This is a genomic window from Tateyamaria omphalii (assembly GCF_001969365.1).
In the GTDB taxonomy this organism is placed as follows: Bacteria; Pseudomonadota; Alphaproteobacteria; order Rhodobacterales; family Rhodobacteraceae; genus Tateyamaria; species Tateyamaria omphalii_A.
In genome coordinates, this window is record NZ_CP019312.1 from 3,781,420 (window position 1) to 3,805,896 (window position 24,477).

The window sequence follows — 24,477 nt, forward strand, 5'->3', positions numbered from 1 at the left end:
GCCTCTTGCGACCTATCCTGAACCAGTACCTGCGGCTGACGGAAAAGCCGCATATGCGCCGCGCGCGGCACCCCGAAGACCTACGCCGCAGCTTTGAAGCCAAAGCGCGCCTGTTTTTTCATGCGCCGTGGTCGATGCGGTTGGAATGGGGCACGTTGGCCGGGGGCGATGCGCTTTGGACCAGGCCACGCCGTGAGGCGAGTAACGTCACCATCCTTTACTTCCACGGTGGAGGCTATGTGTTCGGATCGCCCCGTACGCATGGTGCGATGCTCGCGTCGTTGGCTCATCGTGCCGCGGCGCAGGCGGTGCTGCCCTGCTATCCGCTGGCGCCCGAGCATCCCTTTCCCGCAGCCGTTGATCATGCGCGCGCGGTCTATGACGCATGTCTGGCGACGGGTGGGCCTGTGATCATTGGCGGCGATAGTGCAGGGGGCGGTCTCGCGCTGTCGCTGCTTGTGTCTTTGCTGACGGACGCCGCGCCGCTGCCTGCCGGTGTTTTTGCTTTTTCACCGCTGACCGATCTGACCTTTTCCGGGACCAGCATTCGCGACAATGCGCAGTCCGAGGTTATCTTGCCCGCCGAGCGCGTGGACGAGATGGCGGATATGTATCTTGCCGGTGCGGATCCGACAGATCCGCGTGCGAGCCCACTGTTCGGAGATTTCACCGGTGCGCCCCCCGTTTGGATCACGGCGGGCGACACAGAGATCCTGCGCGACGACAGCCGACGCATCGTGCTGCGGATGGAGGAGCAGGGCGTGTCAGTCACTTATGTCGAAGAACGGGACCTGCCGCATGTCTGGCCCATATTTCACAACACGCTGCCTGAGGCACGGCAAACGCTGATGGCGCTTGCTGCTTGGATCGAGGCTCAGACCGGGGCGAGTGCGCCAACCCGGTAGCTCACCGCCTCGGCCACGTGGGTTTTGCGCACGTCCTCTGCACCGTCGAGATCGGCAATGGTGCGCGCGACCCGCATCACGCGGTGGTAGCCGCGTGCCGACAGGCCAAAGCGGTCGGCCACTTTGGTCAGCAGCGCGCGTCCCTCCGCATCTGGTGCTGCGAAGTCATCTAGCGCACCGCCCGACAGGTCGGCGTTGCTGCGCATGCCTGTACCGTCGAGCCGTGCGGCCTGCACCTTGCGTGCTGCTTCGACGCGGGCCGCAACCGCCGCAGAGCTGTCGCCGGTGGCGGGCAGATCGAGGTCGGAATAGGTCACAGGCGGCACATCGACCCGCAGGTCGAACCGGTCCATCAGTGGGCCAGAGATGCGGCCCAAATAGTCGTCACCACAGGCTGGCGCGCGTCCGCAGGCGCGCGAAGCGTCGGACAGGTAGCCGCATTTGCAGGGGTTCGCCGCGGCCACCAGCATGAAGCGGCAGGGGTATTTGATGTGGTTGTTCGCGCGTGCGACCATAACCTCGCCCGTCTCAATGGGCTGGCGCAGGGTTTCGAGTACCGTGCGCGGGAATTCGGGAAACTCGTCCATGAACAGCACACCATTGTGCGCGAGTGAAACCTCGCCCGGTTTGGCCCCGCGCCCGCCGCCGATGATGGCGGCCATGGACGCGGTGTGGTGCGGTTCGCGAAAGGGCCGGTCCATGGAGATGCCGCCCGCGTCAAGCAGCCCCGCCAGCGAGTGGATCATCGAGGTTTCCAGCGCTTCCATCGCGGAGAGCGGGGGGAGGATGCCGGGCAGGCGTGCGGCGAGCATCGACTTGCCGGAGCCCGGTGTCCCGACCATCAGGAAATGGTGCCGCCCTGCGGCAGCCACTTCCATGGCGCGTTTGGCGCGTTCCTGCCCCTTGACGTCGCGCAGGTCCGGCAGGCCCGTGCCGCTCGCGATCCGTCCGGCCTTGGCCGGCTCCAATGGCACCTGGCCGGTATAGTGGCGCACGACATCGCCAAGGGACGCCGCGGCGATCACCTTGGTGGCATCGACCCACGCCGCTTCGGCACCGGAACCCGCAGGGCACAGCAGTCCGCGGTCCTGCTCGGCGGCGGCCATGGCGGCGGGCAGGGCGCCAAGAACCGGAACCAGCGTGCCGTCCAGGGACAACTCGCCAAGAGCCACCGTGCCTTCAACCGTGTCCTCCGGCAGAATGCCGAGCGCGGCCAGCAGGGATAGCGCGATTGGCAGATCGAAATGCGACCCCTCCTTGGGCAAATCGGCGGGCGACAGGTTGATGGTGATCCGCTTGGAGGGCAGCGCGATGGACATGGCCGTCAGCGCCGCGCGCACCCGGTCGCGCGCCTCTGACACGGCCTTGTCCGGCAGGCCCACGATCGAAAACGCGGGCAGGCCCGGCGTCATGGCGCATTGCACCTCGACCTCGCGCGCGTCGACGCCCTGAAATGCCACCGTGTAGGCGCGTGCCACCATGTCTCCACCTCTTCAAAGATGGTTAATGGCTAGCGACCCGCGGTTTACGATTGGTTAACGGCGGAGATGTGTGCGCCTCGGGGCCGTGCATATTTTTGGAACAATGAAGGGGATGCCCGGCGCGTCAGGCTGGCCAAGGTTCTTTTGGCAAGTCCATTTCGTAGGGGAACGGGTCGTATGTCACCTTTAACCCCTCGGTGCGCCACGCCTTGAACGCCGGGTCGGTGATCGCGGTTTGGCAGTAGCTGCGCGCGGCGTCCGATACCGGCAAATCATAGCCTACGATGCGTGCGCAGACCGGGGCATAGAAAACGTCCGCCAGTGAGTATGTCCCGAACAACCAGGGTCCGTCTATTTTGAACTTGGCCGCATGTGCCCAGAGTGTTTCGATGCGGTCCAGATCCATCTGCACCGCGTCCGATACGGCAAAGCCCTTGTTCACGTGGTTGAGTTGCATCGGGCAGGCGCCGCGCAGCGCTGTGAAGCCTGCCACCATTTCGGCGCACAGCCATCGGGCTGTGGCGCGTGCGCCGGGACCCTCAGGCCAAAGCCCGGCCTCTGGATGCCGTTCGGCAAGGGTTTCGGCCATGGCCAGGCTTTCGCCTACCACAGTTCCGTCGGGCAGTTTGAGCGCCGGGACCAGGCGGGCGGGGGCCAGCGGGGCCATGTCATCGGCCATGGTGCCGGAATAGAGGCCAATCATGTGCGTGCGGTGGGGCAGGCCGAATTTCTCGAGCATGAGCCAGCCGCGCAGCGACCAACTCGAAAAGGTGCGGTCGCCGATATAGAGGTCGTAGGTCATGCGCGCGAGGCTAGGCGCAGCCGGGCGCATTTGCCCAACGCTGATTTGTGAGGACTGCAATCACGGAGCGTGATTGATGCGCTCTGCTGTGCCCTGTGCGCGGTTCAGCGTGGTGACCGACAAGGGGTCGATCTTGTGGCCCAGCACCTTTTGCGCGGTGAGGCCCAGCACCGCTTGCACTTGCGTCAGGATCACGCCGAAATGGGCAACGGCGATGATGTCGCGGCCGGGATGTGCCGATTCGATCCGGCGCACGGCCATCGCCACCCGGGCGGCAGAGGTGTTCCAGCTTTCGCCGCCGGGCGGGGTGTGATCGCCTGGGTTCTCCCAATACGCACGGCTGAGTTCGGGGTGCCAGTCTGCTACTTTTGAAAAATGCACGCCGTCCCAGACCCCGAAGTGAAATTCGCGCAGGGCCGGATCATGTGGCAGGCGCGTGCGGTTGCCTTGGATCGCGCTGGCCGTGTTGATCGACCGGGCCAGGTCGGAGGACACGATCAGCGCGTCATCCGGCAAATGCGCCGCCAGTCGGGCGATGGCGCCTGTGTCGGTCAGGTCGGCGTCGACATCGCGCCAGCCGGTGAATGTCTTTTGATGCGTCGGCCCGTGCCGCACCCAGTGCCATGTGGTCATGGTGCGTCGCCCTTGCGCAATTGCGGCAGCCCGGCCAGCACATGCCAGACCGTATCGGCTTGTGCTGCCAGCGCGATGTTGAGCCGTCCCTGCGCCTCGCGAAACCGACGGGCCAGCGCGTTCTCGGGCACGATCCCCTGGCCGACCTCATTCGTGACCACCACGACCGGCGCCGCGCACGCGTTCAGGGCATTCAGCAGCGCGGTTTGGCCTGCGATCACGTCGGCCTCGTCCATCATCAGGTTTGTCAGCCACATGGTTGCGCAATCCAGCAATACCGATTGATCCTTGGTCGCCGAGGCGAGGCCAGCCGCCACACCGTTTGACGCATCAACTGTCACCCATTCTGTCCCGCGCCGCGCCGTGTGCAGATCAACCTTGGCTTGCATTTCATCATCCCAGATCCGGCAGGTGGCAAGGTAAACTGGACTTAAGCCGCTGTTTAAGATCAGAGATTCCGCCCACTGCGATTTGCCCGAAGCGGCGCCTCCTAGGACGAGGGTCAGTGCAGGCAACATTTTTTCATCTCAAGAGTGAACCGATCGGCAGTTTGACGCGTAAACAGAATAAGTGCGCTAAACAAGCATAACCATCCAGGGGGATGACACATGGCATTGGATAACGTTCGGGACATGTCGCTGTCGCGCACAGCGATGAAGGCCGAATTGCTTGATGCAGAGACAGAGCTGCGGCTGGCATATGCCTGGCGGGACGAGCGGGATGAAGCCGCCCTGCACCGTCTGATCACTGCTTATATGCGCCTTGCGATTTCGATGGCATCGAAGTTCAAGCGCTATGGCGCCCCCATGAACGATCTGATCCAGGAGGCCGGCTTGGGCCTGATGAAGGCTGCTGACAAGTTTGATCCGGACCGTGGCGTGCGCTTTTCCACCTACGCCGTGTGGTGGATCAAGGCATCCATTCAGGATTACGTCATGCGCAACTGGTCCATGGTTCGCACCGGTTCCACGTCGTCGCAGAAATCTCTGTTCTTTAACATGCGTCGCGTCCAAGCCCGGCTTGAACGCGAAAGTGCCGCCGCAGGTGAAACGCTGGACAAGCACCAGTTGCGCCAGATGATCTCGACAGAAATTGGCGTACCCCTGCACGATGTTGAGATGATGGAGGGACGGCTCAGCGGATCGGACTATTCGTTGAACGCCACGCAATCCGTGGATGACGAGGGTCGCGAGTGGATCGACGCGCTGGAAGACGACAGCACGCAAGCGGCTGAAAAGGTTGAGCATTCGCATGACACCGAGCAGTTGCGCGAATGGCTTCTGACGGCGCTGAATGGCCTGAACGAACGCGAACGCTTTATCGTGCGCGAGCGCAAACTGCGCGAAGACCCCCGCACGCTGGAAAGTTTGGGTCAAGAGTTGAGCCTGTCCAAAGAGCGGGTGCGCCAACTGGAGGCGGCTGCGTTCACAAAGATGCGCAAGGCACTGGAAAACCAGAGTCGCGAGGTGCATCATTTTCTCGTATGAGGTTGATGTATAAAACTACGATGATTGCCGCCGTTGTGACTATGTCCACGGCGGCAATGTCGTTTTCGGCGACAGACTGGGCAGATTTCGACGGGGATCTTCTGATCCTCGGGGAATTTCACGACAATCCAACCCATCATGCCGAACAGGCAAAGGCACTGCGCGCAGTCGATCCCAAGGCGGTCGTGTTCGAAATGCTGACGCCGAAGGAGGCTGAGGCTCTGGCCGTCACGCCTCGCGACCCGGACAGCATGATCGCGGCGACCGACGGGTTTCATTGGTCCAATATCGCTGACTACGCTGACGTTCTTGCGGCAAGCGCGGTGATCGTCGGCGCGGCCTTGTCTCGCGACGACATGCGCGGCGCTTTCACCGATGGTGCGGCGGCGGTGTTTGGGCCGCAGTCCGGAGCATATGGCCTGACCGACCCGCTGCCCGAGGATGAGCAGGCAACCCGCGAACTGGCCCAATTCGATGCTCATTGCGAAGCCATGCCGCTCGAGATGATGGGCGGTATGGTTGCGGCGCAGCGGCTGCGGGATGCGGCCTTTGCTCGAACGGTGATTGACGCGCTCGACACCTACGGCAGCCCGGTTGTGCTGATCACCGGCAACGGGCACGCGCGGATGGATTGGGGTGTGCCGCTCTATATCTCGCGGGTGCGGCCAGAGCTTGATGTGACAAGCGTCGGGCAGGGCGAACGCCAGGAACCGCCTGAAGGTGTTTACTCGTGGACCTTGAATGGCGCCGCCAGCCCCGATCGCGGGGATCCTTGCGCTGTGTTCAACAAGACAGACTGATCCTCCTTCACTTTGCCAGATAAACTCCGGGGAGCCCGCAGGGCGGGGGCAGGCCCTCTCCTCACTCTGGCCCTCGCGCGGCTCTGCGCTTATGGTCTCACTGACCAAAGCCAGCCGGACGCGCCAACATGCTGCAAGACAAACGTATTTTGCTGATCCTGACAGGCGGGATCGCGGCCTATAAGGGGCTCGATCTCATCAGACGGCTGCGCGAGCGCGGTGTGGCTGTCACGCCGGTCCTGACCCGCGCGGCAGAGCAGTTCGTGACGCCCCTGTCGGTGTCCGCGCTGGCCGGGGAAAAGGTTTATCGCGATCTCTTTGACCTTACGGAAGAGGCCGAGATGGGGCATATCCAACTGTCCCGCTCTGCCGATCTGATCCTCGTGGCGCCAGCGACGGCGGATATCATTGCGAAAATGGCGCAGGGGCGGGCGGATGATCTGGCCTCGACCTTGCTGCTGGCCACTGACACCCCCGTAATGATCGCCCCCGCAATGAACGTGCGCATGTGGGATCATCCCGCGACGCAGCGCAATCTGGCGCAGATTGCGGGTGACGGCGTGGCCGTTGTCGGACCGAATGATGGCGACATGGCCTGTGGCGAGTTCGGGCCGGGGCGTATGTCGGAGCCGCTGGAGATTGTCGCGGCGGTTGAGGCGCATTTTGGGCCGAAGCCGTTGGCGGGCAAGCATGTGCTGGTCACATCCGGGCCGACCCATGAACCCATTGATCCGGTGCGCTACATCGCCAACCGCTCTTCGGGTGCCCAAGGCACAGCCTTGGCTCGGGCGCTCATCGCGGCTGGCGCGCGCGTCACTTTTGTGACCGGTCCGGCAGATGTGGCGCCGCCTTCGGGTGCCGATGTCGTGGCGGTCCAGACGGCGCAACAGATGCACGATGCGGTCCACGCGGCGCTGCCCGCGGATGCCGCTGTTTTTGCCGCAGCGGTTGCCGATTGGCGCGTATCCTCGGCCAGTGATCGCAAGCTGAAGAAATCGAAGGACGGTTTGCCGGTGCTGGAGTTTGCAGAGAACCCCGACATCCTTGCCGGTGTGGCGCAGATGACGGACACACGCCCCGCCCTTGTCGTGGGCTTCGCCGCAGAAACAGATGATGTCGAGGCCCACGCAACAGCCAAGCGCGCGCGCAAGGGCTGTGACTGGATTGTTGCCAATGATGTGTCTCCCGAAACGGGCATCATGGGCGGATCGGAGAATGCAGTGATCCTGATCACTGAGGATGGCGCGGAAACGTGGCCGCGCATGTCGAAACAGGACGTTGCCACGCGTCTTGCCGAACGGATTGGAAACAGGCTGGTCTGATTGCCTCTGGCCACGTCGGGATTTGAGTTTATTTGGCAAGATGAAGATGAGCAGTGTGTCCCTGAAAATCATGCGTGTCGCGGGATCGGATCCCGATATCGCCTTGCCCGCCTACGAGACGGCAGGCGCGGTGGGTGCAGACCTGCGTGCGAATTTCCCGGACCGCGCAGGCCTGACCCTTGCGCCGGCCGAACGCGCCTTGATCCCGACAGGGCTGGCGATGGCGATCCCGCAGGGGTTCGAGGTGCAGGTGCGCCCGCGCTCTGGCCTGGCGCTGAAGCACGGAATTGCGCTTGTGAACAGCCCCGGCACCATCGACAGCGATTATCGGGGTGAGGTGGGTGTGATTATGCTGAACACCGGCAACGAGCCGTTCGAAGTGACACACGGGATGCGCGTTGCGCAGATGGTGCTGGCGCCCGTGGTGCAGGCCGCGTTCGAGGAAACCGACAGCCTGGATGACACGGCGCGCGGTGCGGGTGGCTTTGGATCGACGGGGCGCGGCTGATGCTTTTGGTGTTTCTTCTAGCTGGCGCGATCTGGGGTCTTGGCGTGATGATGAAGGCGCCGCACAACGCGCGGTGGCTGATGATCGGGATTCTCTATGTCGTCGTGCTTGCCCTGCAAGTGGCGCTTCCGGACGGCAACCCGCTGCGGATGGCGACGGGCGAAAGCCCGGCGCTATGGCTGATCCTTGGTGGATTTGCTCTGATCGCGCTCGGGTACAGGACCGTGCTGCGCAAGCTGCGCGGGCGCGCGCAGGAAGAGGAGGCGAAGGCGGCCCCGACATCTCAGGACGGACCGTTCACCGACACGGAACTCGGCCGCTATGCCCGCCACATCGTGCTGCGCGAAGTGGGCGGTGCCGGTCAAAAGCGCCTCAAGGATGGCAAGGTTCTGGTGGTGGGGGCCGGGGGCCTTGGTGCGCCCATCCTGCAATACCTGGCAGCGGCAGGCGTTGGCACCATCGGCGTCATCGACGACGATACAGTCGAAAACACCAACCTCCAACGCCAAACCATCCACACTGACGCGCGCATTGGTATGGCCAAGGTGTTTTCAGCCCAGGCCGCGATGGAAGCCCAAAACCCCTTTGTCACCGTGCGCCCTTACCACCGCCGCCTGACGGATGACATCGTGGACGAACTGGTGGCCGAATACGATCTGGTCATCGATGGCACGGACAACTTCGACACGCGCTACCGCGTGAATGCCGCGGCTGTCCGCGCCGGCATCCCCCTGATCTCGGGCGCGCTGACGCAGTGGGAGGGGCAGGTGAGCGTCTTCGACCCGGCACAGAACGCCCCCTGTTATCGCTGCATCTTTCCGCAGGCGCCTGCGGCGGAACTTGCCCCCAACTGCGCCGAGGCGGGTGTGATCGGCCCGCTGCCCGGCGTCGTCGGTTCCATGATGGCGGTCGAGGCGGTCAAGCTGCTGACCGGCGCGGGCACGCCCCTGCGTGGCGAGATGGTGATTTACGACGCACTCTACGGCGAAAGCCGCAAGATAACGCTGGCCCGCCGCCCCGACTGCGAAACCTGCGGCAAACAGGTGGTGGCAGGCTGACCCCCGCCCTACATCATAGCCAAAGGAGACCCGCCCATGACAAACGTGCTGCTCAGCGATTGGGACACCCCGTTCCAGATCGCCCCCTTTGACGCTATCTCGGACGATGATTTCGCCCCCGCGCTCGAGATTGCTCTCGACAACCACAAGACCGAGATTGCCGCAATCGCGGACAGTGCCGAGGCGCCGACTTTCGCCAATACGATCGAAGCGCTCGAGGCATCGGGCGAGGATCTGGACAAGGTGCTGGGCACGTTTTTCAGCGTCGCGGGCGCCGACAGCAACCCGGCGCGCGAGGAACTGCAGCGCGCGTTTTCCCCAAAGCTCGCCGCCCATTTTGCAGAGATTTCCAGCAACAAGGCCCTATTCGCTCGCATCGCCGCCGTGTGGAACGCACGCGATACGCTCGATCTGACCGACGAACAGCAACGCGTTCTGATGCTGACCCATCGCAACTATGTCCGCGCCGGTGCGGCGCTCGATGGGGCCGACGACGCGCGGATGAAAGAGATCAAGGGCCGGCTCGCTGAACTTGGCACCGCCTTCACCCAGAACCTGCTCGCCGATGAACGCGACTGGTCCATGACGCTGGACGAGGGCGACATGGGCGGTCTGCCCCCCTTCGTTGTCGATGCCGTCCGCGCCGCGGGGGAAGAGAAAGAGGCAGGCGGCCCCGTCGTCACCCTGTCGCGGTCGATCATCGTACCCTTCCTGCAATTCTCCACCCGCCGCGACCTTCGCAAAAAAGCCTACCGCGCTTGGACAGCGCGTGGCGCCAATGGCGGCAAGACCGACAACCGCGAGATCGCCGCCGAAATCCTCAAGCTGCGCGAAGAGCGGGCGAACCTGCTTGGCTATGACAATTTCGCCAATTTCAAGCTGGAAACCGAGATGGCCAAGACGCCGGAGGCCGTGCGCGACCTGCTGATGGCCGTTTGGGAGCCTGCCAAGGGCCAGGCCAACGCCGACGCCTGGGTGCTCGAACAGATGCTCAAGGCCGACGGCATCGACGGCCCGCTCGAGCCATGGGACTGGTGGTTCTACGCCGAACGGCGGCGCAAGGAACTGCACGATCTTGATGAGGCAGAGGTGAAGCCGTATTTCCAGCTCGACCGGATGATCGAGGCGTCCTTTGACTGCGCCAGTCGGCTTTTTGGCCTTGAATTCAAATCGCTCGATGTGCCCCTCTACCACCCCGACTGCCGCGCGTGGGAGGTCACGCGCGCCGGCACCCATGTGGCCGTGTTCATCGGCGACTACTTCGCCCGTGGCTCAAAGCGGTCGGGCGCGTGGTGTTCGGCCATGCGGGCACAGGCCAAGTTCCCCGAACAGCAAACCCCCATCGTCATCAACGTCTGCAACTTCGCCAAGGGCGATCCGGCGCTTTTGTCCTATGACGATGCGCGCACGCTGTTCCACGAATTCGGCCATGCCCTCCACCAGATGCTGTCCGACGTGACCTACGAATCGATCAGCGGCACTTCCGTGGCCCGCGACTTTGTGGAACTGCCCAGCCAGCTTTACGAACACTGGCTGGAGGTGCCCCAGGTGCTGCACGCATTCGCCACCCACGCCGAAACGGGCGAGGCGATGCCGCAGGCGCTTCTTGACAACGTGTTGGCGGCTGCGACGTACAACATGGGCTTTCAGACGGTGGAATATGTGGCGTCGGCCCTGGTCGATCTGGAATTCCACGACGGCCCGGCACCCGCTGATCCCATGCAGAAACAGGCCGAGGTGCTGGAAGGGCTGGAAATGCCGCATGCCATCGGGATGCGCCACGCCACCCCGCACTTTGCCCACGTCTTTTCCGGTGATGGATATTCGTCCGGGTACTACAGCTACATGTGGTCCGAGGTGATGGATGCCGACGCCTTCGCCGCGTTCGAAGAGGCGGGTGGCCCGTTTGATCCTGAAAAGGCCGCAGCGCTGGAAGAACATATCCTGAGCACCGGTGGCTCGGTCGATGCGGCAGAGCTGTACAAGGCGTTCCGCGGCCGTTTGCCCGGTGTCGATGCGCTGCTAAAGGGGCGTGGTTTGGCGGCGTGACGCCTTACCCGGCCCGCTGCAAGATGCTGGCAAAGAACGGCCCGCCTGCCAGGGCGATCCGCTCTACGGCCCAACCGCTGGCGGCTGCCATCTGACGCAGTTCGTCCGGCTCAGGATGGAACCACGGGATCCACGCTCCAACCGCGCCCTCGTATTCGAAGCGCATGGAAATCTCGCCTCTGGGACGCCCCGCATCCAGATTGCGCTGGTGATAGGCAAGGTGGTTTGGCCGGTCTGTGTTGCCGACGTCCAGGCCGGTGACAAGCAATCGGCACTGGGCCGTTGCCGTATGTGTTAGGTTTCGCAACAGCGAAATAGCTCCTTCATACGTGCCGCCGATGCCGATGTTGTTGCCAAAAACGATGATCGTTCTGAAGTGGCCGCGCGGCAATGGCAGGTCGTGGGCCATGATGTCTCCATGCGTAACGTCCCTGCATCCACGCTCCCGTGCGACCTCAACCGCGCCCGGCGAAAGGTCGATGCCCGTCGCCTCAACGCCCCGCTGCTGTAACCACAGAAGCGTGCGACCGGCGCCGCAGCCGACATCGAGGACGGGCCCCTCGACCCTGTCGAGCAGGGCAACCTCATGCGCAAAGGGATCCGGCATGAAGTACAGGGCAGGATCGTGCCGGTCAACATGATCGTCGTCCCGCCGGATGGTGAGCATTCGGCCCGTGTGACCGGCCTGTACGTCGCGCAGGGCGTTGCCAAAGATGTCCATGCACTGAACGTAGATACGGGATACACGCCCGAACAGGCCGGGCGGCAGTCATCCGCAGCATTTCGCCGGAAGGTCAGTAGCCTGCGCCGGGATCTACCAGATGCAAGAAAGGTTCGCCCGCCTCACCGCGCCTGATGTTTTCGGCGATGGTCTTGCTGGAATAGGCGGCGCGGGTTTCGGACGCCACATGCGGCGTGACCGTGACCCGTGGGTGGGTCCAATACCGGTGTTCTGCGGGCAGTGGTTCGATACGGAACACGTCCAGCGTGGCGTGGTCGATATGGCCATGGTCCAGCGCCGCCAGCAGCGCCTGGTCGTCAATCAGCGGCCCGCGTCCGGGGTTCAGGATACGCGCGCCCCTGGGCATCAGCGCCAGTGTTCTTGCGTTCAGCGTGTTTTCGGTGGCAGGCGTCTTGGGCAGAAGCAGCACGCAATAGTCCGCACTGGCCAGTGCGTCGTCCAGCCCCGCTGTGCCCGACAAGCAGGTGATGCCGCTTATATCCTTTTGCGACCGGCTCCACCCTGTCACCTGGAACCCAAGATGTGCGAGCGCTGTGGCGCAGGCTGCGCCCAGCTCGCCAAGCCCGAGCAACGTTACGCGCGTATCAAAGGACAATGGCGGCGCAACAGGGTTCCATGTTCCCGGTGCGGCCCCGATATGCGCGTCCATCCCAAGATGCAGGCGCAGGATGTGCCCCGTCACCCATTCGACCATTCCTTGGGTCAGCGCCGGATCCACCATGCGGCACAGCGGCAGGCGCAGGGTCGGGTTGTTCACGATGGCCTCCACCCCGGCCCACAGGTTCAGCACCGCCTTGGCGCGGGTGAAGGGGGTGAAATCCCGCACCTCGGAATTGGGGGCATAGACGATGTAGTCGACCTGATCGGCGGGGATGTCGGTGGCGATGTGGGCGGCCACGCCCGCCGCCTCGATCTCTGTGCGCAGGGGCGCTTCGTACTCAGCCCAACGGGCCGGTTTGGCGGCAAACAAGACATTGACCGTCATGTGTCGAAGGCTCCGTTCAGGTGGGCCATCCCCTTGATCTCGATCGGGTTGCCCGAAGGGTCGGTAAAGAACATGGTGGATTGCTCACCCGGCTCCCCTTCGAACCGAACCTGCGGTCCCAGCACGAACACCACGCCCTGAGCCACCAGCCTGTCGGCCAGCGCACGCCAGTCCGCCATTGGCAGCACCGCCCCAAAGTGCGGCATCGGCACATCATGGTCTCCAACTTTCCCGGTCGGCGCACTGCCGAACGGTTTGCCCAGATGGCAGCTGATTTGATGCCCAAAGAAATCGAAGTCGACCCAGGTGTCGGTACTGCGCCCTTCGGCACAGCCCAGAAGGCCGCCATAGAAGGCCCGCGTCTCGTCCAGATCGGTCACGTTATAAGCAAGGTGGAACAAGGCCATGGACACCTCCAGTCAGTCCTTGCCAGAGATGTAGCGCCCCTGTCGGCGAATGGGAAACCGCAGATTGTGATGGCGGCCAAACGGATCGGCGATGGATGCGCTCAGGCGTGGTCCTCCATGTAACGCACCAGACGGTCGTCCTGGGTGCCATGGCCACTCAACAGGGTGCGCATCCAACTCTGCGTCTCGTGGATGATTAGGTTCATCTCCCACACGCAGCCGATGACCTCTGCCACGCCGTCACCAAAACTGGTGGGCGCCTCCCAAGCGGCGCGCATCTGACGAACGCGCGCCAGTACACTGCCCCACTGTCAGTAGAACACCGGCGATATGACGGCGGTTTCGGCAAAGTGGATGATCTGAAAACCAACACCGTGGTTGCCGTCGCTGTCCTCAAGCGTGCCGGGTGGCGGAAGGCGATGTAATGCCTCGGCACTGGCGGCCTCCACCACCGCTTGCGACAGCGCACGCCCCTCGGCCACAATGGCGTATCGCTTCAGGCACCAGCCATCTTGCTGCATCGCGGGCAGCGTCAGAACCTCGCGCGCCACATACGGATCAAGATGCGACATCAATACCCCTGCCGCGGCCTGTGCACATGCGCGCTTTGCGCCAGGCCAAAGGCCAGCATAAGCACCAACATCGCCGACCCGCCAAAGCTGACCAGCGGCAGCGGTACACCGACGACCGGGGCCAGCCCCATGACCATCGACATGTTCACCGCAAAAAACAGGAAAAAGTTCAGCGCAATGCCCAGCGTCAGCAGCGACGCAAACCGATCCTTGTTCGCGAGCGCCGACACCACGCAGAACATGATGATCAGCGCGTAGAGGGTCAGCAGCGAAAACGCCCCGATAAAGCCGAACTCCTCGGCCAGCGTCGTAAAGATAAAGTCGGTGTGCTTTTCAGGAAGGAAGTTCAGCCGCGACTGCGTGCCCTGCATGAACCCGCGACCCGTCCAGCCGCCCGAGCCAAGGGCGATCTTCGATTGCGTGATGTGATAGCCCGCTCCCAGAGGGTCCGACGCCGGATCAAGAAACGTGTCGATCCGTCGATACTGATAGTCCTTCAAAAGCTGCCACTCGGTCCCCCGGAATTGGAACACGGCTGTGATCAGCCCGACGGCCGCGCCAATCACCGCCGCGAAATAAGCCCAGTGAACACCTGCCAGAAACATCATGCCACCCCCCGCCGCCAGCAGCAGGATCGAGGTGCCCAGATCGGGTTGACGCAGCACCATCGCCACCGGCACAAGGATCAGCACAACCGGGATCAGCACCCAGAACGGGCGCGACTTTTTGTGACTGGGCAACCAGTCGTAGTATGCGGCGAGGATCATCACCAGTGTGATCTTTGCCAGCTCAGACGGTTGAAGCCGCATGAAGCCAAGGTCAATCCACCGCTGCGCGCCCTTGCCGACAGAGCCAAAGAATTCCACCCCCAGCAGCAACACCAGCGTCCCGGCAAAGGCGAGCCCCGCCATGTTGCGCCAGAACCAGATCGGCACCATCGCGACAACCAACATAAGGACAAAGCCCATGGCAAACCGCTTCATCTGCGGTTCGGCCCAGGGGCTGAACGACCCGCCCGCCACGGAATAGAGCATCAGGAACCCGACACAGGCGACAGCCACAAGCAGCAACGCCAGCGGCCAGTTCAGATACAGGATCTTGCGCGGCCCCGCGGGGACATGTTTGACGGTATACTCAAGATAGCTCATGCCTGATCGCGCCCGGCAAAGTTGGCGACGGGCTGGATGCCGCGCAGCACCTGCTGCTGCTGCTTGATACGGTCGCGGTCCTTGGTCGGATAGGCTTCGAGCGGGGGGTCCTCGCCATACAGCGCCTGCAGGGTGATGTCGCGGGCGATGGGCGCTGCGGCCTTGGACCCGCCGCCGCCATGTTCAACGATGACCGCCACGGCGATCTTAGGATCGTCGTAGGGCGCGAAATTCACGAACAATGCGTGATCGCGGCGTTCCCAGGGCAGATCCTCGTTCCGGGTCACGCCGCGCGCGCGTTCGGCGGCGGTGATGTTGCGCACCTGGCTGGTGCCTGTCTTGCCCGCCATGCGCACTGCATCCTCGATGATGCGGCTGCCATAGGCCGTGCCGCGCCGATCGTTGACCGTGTCGTACATGGCCCGGCGCATCTTGCGCAGATTGTTTTCGTTCATGCCCAGGCTCTCGCCCGCGCCCGAGGGCTGCTCGATCCCGTCGATGGTCTTGATCAGGCGCGGCGTGACGGCGGTGCCCGAGGCAAGCCGCGCGGTCATCACCGCCAGTTGCAGGGGCGAGGCCAGCATAAATCCCTGCCCGATGGACGCGTTCACCGTGTCGCCCACAACCCAGCTTTGCCCGTGGACGCGCTGCTTCCAATCCATCGTGGGCGTCAGCCCCTGCGCCACTGCCGACATCGGGATGTCGTGCCGCTCGCCCAGCCCAAAGCGGCGGGCCATGGCGCTGATCTTTTCAATGCCAACCTTCACCGCCAGATCGTAGTAATAGACATCACAGGACTGTTTCAGCGAGTTTTGCAGGTCGACCCACCCGTGGCCTGCGCGTTTCCAACAGTGGAACCGGCGGCCTGCAACCTCCAGATGACCGGGGCAATAGACGGTTTCATCGGGCCCGATCAGCCCTTCCTCCAGCGCGGCCATCGCGGTGATCATCTTGAAGGTCGAACCGGGCGGGTATGTCCCCTGCACGGTCTTTGACGCCAGCGGGCGGTACTTGTTTTCGGTCAGTGCCTTGTAGTCACGGCTGGAAATACCGCGCACAAACAGGTTGGGGTCGTATGTGGGCGCAGAGCAGATCGACAAAAGGTCGCCGTTGTCCACATCCATCACGATGGCGCTGGCGCTTTCACCGCTCAACCGGGCTTGAACATAGCTTTGCAGCTTGCTGTCGATGGTCAGTTGCAGGTCGGATCCGGGCGTGCCCTCGCGCCGGTCCAGTTCGCGCATTACGCGGCCGGCGGCGTTGACTTCGACCCGGCGGGCGCCCGCCTTGCCGCGCAGGTCTTCCTCGACCTTGGCCTCGACCCCGACCTTGCCGATCTGGAAGCGCGGGATGCGCAGCACCTGGTCCGGGTCTTCAATCCGTTCCAGATCATAGTCGCTGACCGGACCGACATAGCCCATCACGTGGGCGTAATCCGAACCTAGTGGGTAAACGCGGCTCAAGCCCACTTCGGGCGTCACGCCGGGCAAAGCGGGCGCGTTGACCGACACGCGGCTCAGGTCCTCCCAACTGACCTCGTCTGCGATGGTGATCGGCAGGAACGGGGCCGAGCGCTTCATCTCTGCCATGGCACGCGTGACCTCATCGGGGTCGAGGGTGACAAGCTGGCTCAGCGCCTCGACCGCGGCCTCAACGTCGCCTGCATCCTCGCGCACGATGACGATACGATAGCTGGGCACGTTGCGGGCGAGCGCCACGCCGTTGCGGTCGAAAATTTCGCCGCGGGCGGGCGGGATCAGGCGGATGTTGATCCGGTTTTCCTCGGCCAGCAGTCGGAACTGGTCGGCCTGATCCACCTGCAGAAACTGCATCCGCGCCCCAAGCGCCCCGATAAAGGCCAGCTGCACACCGCCCAGGATCGCCGCGCGGCGGGTGAGCAGGCGGTGGTTTGCCTCGATGTCGATGCGGGGCCGCTTCATGACCGCACTCCCTTGCCGTCGATGTCGCCCGGTGTCGGCTTGCGCACCCGCATCAGAGCGTGGGTGATGGCCACGACCAGCGGATAAGTCATGGCGGTAACGAGGATCTGGATCACGGCCGGGCCAAGCGGCGGAACATCGACCACCATCACCGCAAGGATGATGCGATAAGCCAGGCCGATCCCGACGATCCACAGCGCCGCCGACATCATCTCGGCCGCGAGGCTGGCGTCGCGCAGGGATCGGGATTGTCCTTTCATTTGCTCGCAGGCGATCAGCGCCAGCAGAGCCCACAGGCCTGGGGGGCGTTGCAGCAGCAGGTCCGCCATCAGGAACAGGGCGGCCAGCAGTGCTGCGGGCACGTAATCGGGGCGGCGCACGGACCAGGCGAGCGCGAAAAGCAGCAGAAAGTCTGGCCAGATCAGTCCGCCCGTCGCTGTTTGCAAGGGCAAGAGGTGCAGGAACAGGATCATCAGAACCAGCATCGAAAAGGCGATGCGCATGGTCCAGAGCCGGGTCGACGGGGCGATGTCGCTCATTGTGTCGCCTCCGTTTCCAGAAGCGCAGCGCCGCCGGGGGCCAGGACATTGCTGTCGTCGGTCACGGGTTCGGTGCCGTAGTGGCGCAGGACCCGCAGGAATTCGAGCCGTTCGTAGTCCGCCGCCAGCCGCACCCGCAGCCGTCCGCCCGGATCGGCGGCGACCTGTCCGATCAGGAGCCCTGCGGGAAACACCCCGCCGTCACCTGAACTGATCACGCGGTCGCCGGGGCGCACGAGGTCGGGGCTTTCCAGAAAGTCGATGGGTGGGGCGGCAGAGTTGTCGCCTGCCACGATGGCCCGCTGGCCCGAGGGCTGGATGATCGCGGGCACGCGGCTGGAGGCGTCCGTGACCATGATCACGCGCGCGGTGTTCTGGGCCACGCCAGAGATCCGGCCCACGAGGCCGATGCCGTCCATGGTGGCCCAGCCCTCGACGATGCCGTCGCGGGCGCCGACGTTCAGAAGGACCGACTGGCGGAAGGGGGACCCGCTGTCGGCCAGGACCACGCCGGTGATGTAGGTCAGGCGCGGGTCGAGCCGGACGTTGTTGAGGTCCAGCAGCCGCGCGTTTTCCTGTTCCAGCTGGAGAGCGGCCTCTTTCCAGGCCTGCATCTGGCGCAGCTCGCGCCGGAGTTCTGTATTCTGCTCGGCGATGCGGCGGTAGCTTTGGAAATCGCGGAAAAGGTTGATGGTGCCCGTTACGGGTGCCATGGCCCAGTCCATGTTCGGGACGATCCGGTCCGTGACCTGGGCCCGGAACCGTTCGACGCGGGGGCTGTCGATCCGCCAGAGGAGGAAGGTGCCCGCCAGAATGAGGACCAGGACAGCCAGAACCAGCCGCCGGAGCGGGCCGCCATAATCTACCTGAGCGCGGTCCTTGGCCAAGGCGGTGTCACCTCAAATATGGTCCGTTCCGTGGATGGTCCGACATTTGCCCCGGCAGGGCAAGAGACCTGGTGTCCCATGCTGGGACAAAAAATTTTGCGCGCCGAAACAGACCCTTAGATGGTTAGCAGAGTCTTAACGCCACCGGTTCAGCTGTCGTAGTCGATGGCATGGCGCAGTTGTTTTTCGTATTCCAGCGCCTTGCCGGTGCCAAGGGCCACGCAGTTCAAGCTTTCGTCAGCGATGGACACGGCCAGACCGGTCTGTTCGCGCAACGCGAGATCGAGATCCCCCAGAAGCGCGCCGCCACCCGTGAGCATGACGCCGCGGTCCACGATATCCGCCGCGAGATCCGGCGGCGTGGTTTCGAGCGCGGTCATCACCGCTTCGCAGATCTGTTGCACCGGTTCGGCAAGTGCCTCGGCAATCTGCGCCTGCGTCACTTCGATTTCCTTGGGCACCCCATTGAGAAGGTCGCGGCCCCGGATCTGCATCGAGGTGCCGCGCCCGTCATCGGGCATGCGGGCGGTGCCAATGGAAGTCTTGATCCGCTCGGCTGTGGTTTCACCCACCAGAAGGTTCTGCTGGCGGCGCAGGTAGGAAATGATCGCCTCGTCCATGCGGTCGCCGCCGACGCGGACGGAGCGGGCGTAGACGATGTCGCCCAGCGACAGGACGGCCACCTCGGTCGTGCCGCCGCCGATGTCCACGACCATGTTCCCGGTGGGATCGGTGATGGGCATGCCTGCGCCGATGGCCGCGGCGATGGGTTCGGCGATCAGGCCCGCACGGCGGGCACCTGCGGACAGGACCGACTGGCGGATCGCGCGTTTTTCAACCGGCGTCGCGCCGTGGGGCACGCAGACGATGATTTTAGGTTTGGAAAAGGTCGAGCGTTTGTGGACCTTGCGGATGAAGTGCTTGATCATCTCTTCGGCGGTGTCGAAGTCGGCGATGACACCTTCGCGCATGGGCCGGATGGCCTCGATGCTGCCGGGGGTCCGGCCCAGCATCAGCTTGGCGTCTTCGCCCACGGCGAGCACTTTCTTGACGCCGTCCTTGACGTGGTAGGCCACGACCGACGGTTCCGACAGGATCACGCCGCGCCCTTTGACGTAGACAAGCGTGTTGGCCGTGCCAAGGTCAATCGCCATGTCGGACGAAAACAGCCCGCCCAGATTTCCGAATACTGACATGCCCCGTGCCCCTTGCCTTTGACTGGCCCAAATGGATTTGGGTCCGCGACTCATGCGGAGGCGCGGACCGAGCGCTTTATACGGTCGCGAAGGAAAGGACGAAAGGGCCGAAAGCCGGACAGGGTCGGCAAGGTCCCGCCAAGGTCACGGGGTGCGTCGCAGTTTTTTGATGTGATGGGCGAATAAAGTCTGCGGGGGCGGTGCTGGTCGAGACATCGGGCGTATGCGCCCGGACAAAACGTGATATCCGGGCGGACGGAACATGATTTTTCGCATGGCTGCAGTTGGACTGGGCCTGGCCCTGGCCGCATCCACGGCGCAGGCCGAGACCTCGACGCTGGATGGCGCGGCGTCGAACCTGGCCTTTGGGTCGATCAAGTTCAACGACACGGGCGAAGTGCACAGTTTTAAATCCATCGACGGCACTGTGGCCGAAAATGGGGCTGTGACCCTTGGCATCGACCTGTCATCGGTGGAGACGCAGATCGACATCCGCAACGAGCGTATGGTCGAGCATGTGTTCAAGAACGCGCCACGTGCGTCGATTTCCGCGCAGATCGACATGGCGGCGATGGAGGCCGTGGCCGTGGGCGACAGCACCGTGATGGAGGTTGAGGGCAATCTGGACCTGCTGGGTGTCGATGTGCCGCTTTATGGCGACATGTTCATCATGCGTCTGGCGCGAGACAAGGTGATGGTCACGACAGACAGCATGATGTTCCTGTCGACGGCGGATGCGGAGATTGATCCGGGTGTGGACAAGTTGATGGAATTGGCAGACCTGCCCAACATCGTGCGGGCGGTGCCGGTGACGCTGCGCCTGATGTTTGATGCAGATGGTAGAAGCGGCTGAGGTTCTGAGGCGGAGGACACCTCCGCCTTACGATTGGTGCGCAGTGAATGCGCACCCGCCCTGTTCATCCTGTCGGCAATCGTAAGGCGGGCGTGTCGCCCGCCCGACCTTCAGCTGACGTCTTTGTAGCTGATCTCGGCCTTGTCGGTGCCTGACTTTTCGCGCCGCACCAGCAGGCGGTTGAGCGCGTGGACATAGGCCTTGGCGCTGGCCACGACTGTGTCCGTGTCCGCCGACTGGCCGGTGACGATGCGGCCCGCTTCTTCCATACGCACACTGACCGTGGCCTGTGCGTCGGTGCCTTCGGTCACGGCGTGGACCTGGTAAAGCTGCAGGCGTGCGTCATGCGGAAAGAGCGCCTTGACCGCGTTGAAGGTGGCATCGACCGGGCCGTCGCCCGTCTGGGTCGTCATGTGCCGTTCGCCGTCGATCGTCATCACCAGGTCGGCCACTTGCGGCCCTTCGGTGCCGCACCGCACGGCCAGTTTTTCGATCTTCAGCCGCTCGTCTTCGGGATCGGACGAGGTGCGCATGAGCGCGATCAGGTCGTCGTCGAAGATTTCCTTTTTGCGGTCAGCCAGTGCCTTGAACCGGACGAAGACGTCCTTGAGCTGGTTGTCGCCCACCTCGAACCCCAGCTGTTCGAGCTTGTCGCGCAGCGCCGCGCGGCCCGAATGCTTGCCCATGACGAGGTTTGTCTCTGACAGGCCCACGTCTTCGGGGCGCATGATTTCGAAGGTTTCGGCGTTTTTGAGCATTCCGTCTTGGTGTATGCCGGATTCGTGGGCGAAGGCGTTCTTGCCCACGATGGCCTTGTTGAACTGGACAGGGAAGCCGGAGACAGCCGCCACACGGCGCGAGATGTTCATGATCTTGGTGCTGTCGATGCCCGTCTGGAACGGCATGATGTCGTTGCGGACCTTGAGGGCCATGACCACTTCTTCGAGCGCGGTGTTACCCGCCCGTTCGCCGAGACCGTTGATCGTGCATTCGATCTGGCGCGCGCCTGCTTCGACCGCGGCGAGGCTGTTCGCCGTCGCCATGCCCAGGTCGTTGTGGCAGTGGGTCGCGAAGGTGATCGTGTCGGCGCCGGGGACGTTTTCGATGAGCTTGGCGATGAGGTCGGCGCTTTCGCGCGGGGCGGTGTAGCCGACCGTGTCGGGGATGTTGATCGTTGTCGCGCCGGATTTGATGGCGATTTCGACGACGCGGTAGAGGTAGTCAAGCTCCGTGCGCGTGGCATCCATGGGCGACCATTGAACATTGTCGCAGAGGTTCCTGGCGTGCGTGACCGTCTGTTCGATCCGTTCGGCCATTTCGTCCATGGTCAGGTTCGGGATGGCCCGGTGCAGCGGCGAGGTGCCGATGAAGGTGTGGATGCGGGGGCGTTTGGCGCCTTTGACCGCCTCCCAGCAGCGGTCGATGTCGCCGATCTGGGCGCGGGCGAGGCCGCAGATGACGGCGTTGTCGGCGTTCTTGGCGATCTCGCTGACCGCGTTGAAGTCGCCTTCGGAGGCGATGGGAAAGCCTGCCTCGATGATGTCGACGCCCATGTCGTCGAGCAGGCTGGCAATCTCCAGTTTTTCGGCGTGCGTCATGGTGGCGCCGGGGGATTGTTCGCCGTCGCGCAAGGTCGTGTCGAAGATGACGACGCGATCCTGAGATGTCTTGTCTTGGGTCATTTGGTGTCTCTTTTTCTGTCCTAGGGCCTTGGCGCGACAGGCATCCTCTGAGCGGTCGCGCCGACGGGCACGCTCAGAGGCGGGTTAGGAGCAGGAGACCACGCAGGGCTACGCCGGTGGGGCGCGCTTCGGGGATATGCGTGGCGTTGGTCATGGGGGTAGTTATACGCGCTGCGCTCGAAATGGGAAGTGGGGAATCCGGGCATCGGTGGATTGCATATTTGAGGAACAATGAAGGTGGAAGCAACTGCGCCGTGATCTAGGTCAGCGCGGATGGAGAACGTTTTGATTTTAGGCGCGTCGGGCGGGATCGGGTCGGCGTTGGCGGCTGGGTTCGAGGGGCGTGGGGCTGATGTGCATCGGCTGTCGCGGTCGGTGGACGGGTTTGATGTGACGGATGCGGGGTCGGTGGAGCGGCATCTGGCGGGGCGTGGGCCTTATGGCTGCGTTGTCGTGGCGACAGGGGCGCTGGAGATTGACGGGGCGGCGCCGGAGAAGACGGTGAAGGGTTTGGATCCGGCGGCGATGCTGGATCAGTTTGCGTTGAATGCGGTGGGGCCCGCGCTGGTGCTGAGCCATGCGCATCGCTTGCTGGATCGGGAGGCGCCGGGCGTGCTTGCTGTGTTGTCCGCCCGCGTCGGGTCGATTGGGGATAATCGGATTGGCGGGTGGATTTCGTATCGGGCGGCCAAGGCAGCGGTCAATCAGGTGGTGCGCACGGCGTCGATTGAACTGGCGCGGACGCATAAACAAGCGGCTGTTGTCGCCTTGCATCCCGGCACTGTCGCGACGGCCTTTACCGAGAAGTATCTGGGGCGGCATCCGTCTGTGTCGCCTGCCCAGGCCGCCGATGAGTTGATTGCTGTCATGCAGGGGCTGGAACCGGACCAGACGGGCAAGTTCTTTGATTATTCCGGGGCGGAGGTGCCGTGGTGAGCCGGTTGATTTTGGTGTTGGGTGATCAGTTGACCGACGACGTCGCGGCGCTGAAGGCTGCCGACAAGACCAGTGATGTCGTCGTGATGGCCGAGGTGGCGGAGGAGGGGTCGTATGTGCCCCACCACCCCAAGAAGATCGCGCTGATCCTGGCCGCGATGCGCAAGTTTGCGGCGCGGTTGCGCAAGGACGGGTGGACCGTCGATTATTCCGAGCTGGATGATACCGAAAACAGTCAGTCGATCTGTGGCGAGTTGTTGCGGCGGGCGGAGCAGCATGGGGCGTCGGAGGTCATTGCGACGCGGCCCGGGGAGTACCGGCTGATTGCCGCGCTTGAGGACTGCCCGCTGAAGGTGACGCTGCTGGAGGATGACCGGTTTATCGCCTCGCATAAGGAGTTCGAGGAGTGGGCCGAGGGGCGCAAGGCGCTGCGGATGGAGTATTTCTATCGCGACATGCGCCGCAAGACGGGCCTGATGATGGAGGGCGACACGCCTGCGGGGGACAAGTGGAATTATGACCACGACAACCGCAAGCCTGCGCCCGATGACGTGGATTTTGGCGGGCCCATGCAGTTTGCGCCGGATGAAACGGTCGAGGCGGTGCTGGATCTGGTCGAGCGCCGCTTTGGCAATCACTTTGGCGATCTGCGCCCGTTCTGGTTTGCCACCGATCAGGGGCAGGCGCGGCGGGCGTTGGCGCATTTTGTGAAGCACGCGCTGCCAAAGTTTGGCGATTTTCAGGATGCGATGCTGGCGGAGAACCGGTTTCTCTATCACGCGGTTGTGGGGCTTTACATCAATATCGGCCTGCTGGATCCGCTGGAGGTCTGTCAGGCCGTCGAGCAGGCGTGGAAAGACGGCGATGCGCCGATCAATGCCGCCGAGGGGTTCATTCGCCAGATCATCGGGTGGCGCGAATATGTGCGCGGCATCTATTTCCACGAAGGACCGGACTATCCGCGCCGCAATGGGCTGAACCACCAGCGCAAGTTGCCGGAGTTCTATTGGGGTGGCGAGACGAACATGCGCTGCATCTCGAAGGCGGTCGAACAGACGGGGGCCGAGGCCTATGCCCACCACATCCAGCGGCTGATGGTGACGGGGAATTTTGCGCTGCTGGCGGGGCTGGATCCGGCCGAGGTGTCGGAGTGGTATCTGGCCGTCTACGCCGATGCGTTTGAATGGGTGGAGGCGCCCAATGTGGTGGGCATGTCGCTGTTTGCTGACGGGGGCGTGATCGCGTCGAAACCCTATGTGTCGTCGGGCGCCTATATCAACCGGATGTCGGATTACTGCAAAGGCTGTCACTACAAGGTCAGCGTGAAGACGGGCGAGGGGGCGTGCCCGTTCAACCTGCTGTACTGGCATTTTCTGGATCGGCATCGCGACCGGTTTTCCAACAACGCGCGGATGGGGAACATGTACCGGACCTGGGACCGGATGGATGCCGACCGGCGCGAGACGGTGCTGAGGGAGGCCGAGGCGTTTCTGGAGCGGATGTCGGCGGGCGCGGTTGTTTAGAGTGCGGACGCGGTTATGCTGT

The 24,477-nt window shown here is 63.5% G+C and carries 25 protein-coding genes; 10 read left to right on the forward strand and 15 right to left on the reverse strand.

Annotated features, from left to right (window positions below; all coding sequences use genetic code 11):
- The first annotated feature begins 5 nt into the window (after window positions 1-5).
- Window positions 6-905 carry an alpha/beta hydrolase gene (locus BWR18_RS18905; protein WP_368073628.1) on the forward strand — a complete coding sequence of 300 codons (900 nt, stop codon included), beginning with the start codon at window positions 6-8 and terminating at the stop codon, window positions 903-905.
- On the opposite strand, the gene BWR18_RS18910 is transcribed toward BWR18_RS18905, so the two are convergent.
- From BWR18_RS18910 to cobU, 4 genes are all read right to left on the reverse strand, one after another.
- On the reverse strand, window positions 875-2,386 hold the full coding sequence (locus tag BWR18_RS18910) for a YifB family Mg chelatase-like AAA ATPase (RefSeq protein ID WP_076629947.1): 1,512 nt from the start codon (window positions 2,384-2,386) through the stop codon (window positions 875-877). The genes BWR18_RS18905 and BWR18_RS18910 overlap by 31 nt on opposite strands.
- Window positions 2,387-2,510: 124 nt before the next feature.
- Window positions 2,511-3,188, reverse strand: a complete 678-nt coding sequence (locus BWR18_RS18915) for a glutathione S-transferase (RefSeq protein WP_076629948.1) — start codon at window positions 3,186-3,188, stop codon at window positions 2,511-2,513.
- A 60-nt stretch (window positions 3,189-3,248) separates the two neighbouring features.
- Window positions 3,249-3,821, reverse strand: a complete 573-nt coding sequence (locus BWR18_RS18920; RefSeq protein ID WP_076629949.1) for a histidine phosphatase family protein — start codon at window positions 3,819-3,821, stop codon at window positions 3,249-3,251.
- Window positions 3,818-4,339 carry a bifunctional adenosylcobinamide kinase/adenosylcobinamide-phosphate guanylyltransferase gene (gene cobU, locus BWR18_RS18925; protein WP_076629950.1) on the reverse strand — a complete coding sequence of 174 codons (522 nt, stop codon included), beginning with the start codon at window positions 4,337-4,339 and terminating at the stop codon, window positions 3,818-3,820. The genes BWR18_RS18920 and cobU overlap by 4 nt, the downstream gene beginning before the upstream one ends.
- 90 nt (window positions 4,340-4,429) lie before the next feature.
- Here cobU and BWR18_RS18930 point away from each other — a divergent pair, with 90 nt between their 5' ends.
- The 6 genes from BWR18_RS18930 to BWR18_RS18955 all read left to right on the forward strand — a co-directional run bounded on the left by BWR18_RS18930 (window position 4,430) and on the right by BWR18_RS18955 (window position 11,045).
- Window positions 4,430-5,308: an RNA polymerase factor sigma-32 gene (locus BWR18_RS18930; protein ID WP_076629951.1), complete on the forward strand. Its 879-nt coding sequence runs from the start codon at window positions 4,430-4,432 to the stop codon at window positions 5,306-5,308.
- Between the two features lie 41 nt (window positions 5,309-5,349).
- Complete coding sequence (locus tag BWR18_RS18935; RefSeq protein ID WP_172839409.1) at window positions 5,350-6,108, forward strand: ChaN family lipoprotein; 759 nt, start codon at window positions 5,350-5,352, stop codon at window positions 6,106-6,108.
- A 128-nt stretch (window positions 6,109-6,236) separates the two neighbouring features.
- Window positions 6,237-7,430 (forward strand): bifunctional phosphopantothenoylcysteine decarboxylase/phosphopantothenate--cysteine ligase CoaBC, encoded by a 1,194-nt coding sequence (gene coaBC / locus BWR18_RS18940; protein ID WP_076629953.1) that lies wholly within the window; start codon window positions 6,237-6,239, stop codon window positions 7,428-7,430.
- A 46-nt stretch (window positions 7,431-7,476) separates the two neighbouring features.
- Window positions 7,477-7,938: a dUTP diphosphatase gene (dut, locus tag BWR18_RS18945; RefSeq protein WP_076630428.1), complete on the forward strand. Its 462-nt coding sequence runs from the start codon at window positions 7,477-7,479 to the stop codon at window positions 7,936-7,938.
- Complete coding sequence (locus BWR18_RS18950; protein ID WP_076629954.1) at window positions 7,938-8,996, forward strand: HesA/MoeB/ThiF family protein; 1,059 nt, start codon at window positions 7,938-7,940, stop codon at window positions 8,994-8,996. The genes dut and BWR18_RS18950 overlap by 1 nt, the downstream gene beginning before the upstream one ends.
- A gap of 36 nt (window positions 8,997-9,032) precedes the next feature.
- Window positions 9,033-11,045, forward strand: coding sequence for a M3 family metallopeptidase (locus BWR18_RS18955; protein WP_076629955.1), 2,013 nt, complete (start codon window positions 9,033-9,035; stop codon window positions 11,043-11,045).
- Between the two features lie 4 nt (window positions 11,046-11,049).
- On the opposite strand, the gene BWR18_RS18960 is transcribed toward BWR18_RS18955, so the two are convergent.
- The 10 genes from BWR18_RS18960 to BWR18_RS19000 all read right to left on the reverse strand — a co-directional run bounded on the left by BWR18_RS18960 (window position 11,050) and on the right by BWR18_RS19000 (window position 19,461).
- The gene (locus tag BWR18_RS18960; RefSeq protein WP_076629956.1) at window positions 11,050-11,766 is read right to left on the reverse strand and encodes a class I SAM-dependent methyltransferase; all 717 of its coding nucleotides are present in this window, start codon (window positions 11,764-11,766) and stop codon (window positions 11,050-11,052) included.
- A gap of 73 nt (window positions 11,767-11,839) precedes the next feature.
- Entirely contained in the window at window positions 11,840-12,772 is a 933-nt protein-coding gene (locus BWR18_RS18965) for a 2-hydroxyacid dehydrogenase (protein WP_076629957.1), read from the reverse strand.
- Window positions 12,769-13,179, reverse strand: a complete 411-nt coding sequence (locus BWR18_RS18970; protein WP_076629958.1) for a VOC family protein — start codon at window positions 13,177-13,179, stop codon at window positions 12,769-12,771. The genes BWR18_RS18965 and BWR18_RS18970 overlap by 4 nt, the downstream gene beginning before the upstream one ends.
- 101 nt (window positions 13,180-13,280) lie before the next feature.
- Entirely contained in the window at window positions 13,281-13,457 is a 177-nt protein-coding gene (locus BWR18_RS21800; protein ID WP_157598841.1) for a hypothetical protein, read from the reverse strand.
- A gap of 33 nt (window positions 13,458-13,490) precedes the next feature.
- Entirely contained in the window at window positions 13,491-13,751 is a 261-nt protein-coding gene (locus BWR18_RS18975; RefSeq protein ID WP_076629959.1) for a hypothetical protein, read from the reverse strand.
- Window positions 13,751-14,899 (reverse strand): rod shape-determining protein RodA, encoded by a 1,149-nt coding sequence (gene rodA / locus BWR18_RS18980; protein ID WP_076629960.1) that lies wholly within the window; start codon window positions 14,897-14,899, stop codon window positions 13,751-13,753. Before rodA ends, BWR18_RS18975 begins: the two co-directional genes overlap by 1 nt.
- Window positions 14,896-16,839 carry a penicillin-binding protein 2 gene (mrdA, locus tag BWR18_RS18985; RefSeq protein ID WP_076629961.1) on the reverse strand — a complete coding sequence of 648 codons (1,944 nt, stop codon included), beginning with the start codon at window positions 16,837-16,839 and terminating at the stop codon, window positions 14,896-14,898. The genes rodA and mrdA overlap by 4 nt, the downstream gene beginning before the upstream one ends.
- Window positions 16,836-17,378 (reverse strand): rod shape-determining protein MreD, encoded by a 543-nt coding sequence (locus BWR18_RS18990; protein ID WP_076629962.1) that lies wholly within the window; start codon window positions 17,376-17,378, stop codon window positions 16,836-16,838. The genes mrdA and BWR18_RS18990 overlap by 4 nt, the downstream gene beginning before the upstream one ends.
- Entirely contained in the window at window positions 17,375-18,265 is an 891-nt protein-coding gene (gene mreC / locus BWR18_RS18995) for a rod shape-determining protein MreC (RefSeq protein ID WP_076629963.1), read from the reverse strand. Before mreC ends, BWR18_RS18990 begins: the two co-directional genes overlap by 4 nt.
- 149 nt (window positions 18,266-18,414) lie before the next feature.
- Window positions 18,415-19,461: a rod shape-determining protein gene (locus BWR18_RS19000; RefSeq protein ID WP_076629964.1), complete on the reverse strand. Its 1,047-nt coding sequence runs from the start codon at window positions 19,459-19,461 to the stop codon at window positions 18,415-18,417.
- 274 nt (window positions 19,462-19,735) lie between these two features.
- On the opposite strand from BWR18_RS19000, the gene BWR18_RS19005 reads away from it, so the two are divergent.
- Complete coding sequence (locus BWR18_RS19005; RefSeq protein WP_254684903.1) at window positions 19,736-20,314, forward strand: YceI family protein; 579 nt, start codon at window positions 19,736-19,738, stop codon at window positions 20,312-20,314.
- Between the two features lie 110 nt (window positions 20,315-20,424).
- On the opposite strand, the gene BWR18_RS19010 is transcribed toward BWR18_RS19005, so the two are convergent.
- On the reverse strand, window positions 20,425-21,996 hold the full coding sequence (locus tag BWR18_RS19010) for a 2-isopropylmalate synthase (RefSeq protein ID WP_076629966.1): 1,572 nt from the start codon (window positions 21,994-21,996) through the stop codon (window positions 20,425-20,427).
- A 273-nt stretch (window positions 21,997-22,269) separates the two neighbouring features.
- Here BWR18_RS19010 and BWR18_RS19015 point away from each other — a divergent pair, with 273 nt between their 5' ends.
- Together BWR18_RS19015 and BWR18_RS19020 are read left to right on the forward strand one after the other, a co-directional pair.
- Window positions 22,270-22,932 carry an SDR family NAD(P)-dependent oxidoreductase gene (locus BWR18_RS19015; protein WP_076629967.1) on the forward strand — a complete coding sequence of 221 codons (663 nt, stop codon included), beginning with the start codon at window positions 22,270-22,272 and terminating at the stop codon, window positions 22,930-22,932.
- A complete protein-coding gene (locus BWR18_RS19020; protein WP_172839410.1) occupies window positions 22,929-24,455 on the forward strand; it encodes a cryptochrome/photolyase family protein in 1,527 nt (508 codons plus the stop codon). Before BWR18_RS19015 ends, BWR18_RS19020 begins: the two co-directional genes overlap by 4 nt.
- The last annotated feature ends 22 nt before the right edge of the window (window positions 24,456-24,477 follow it).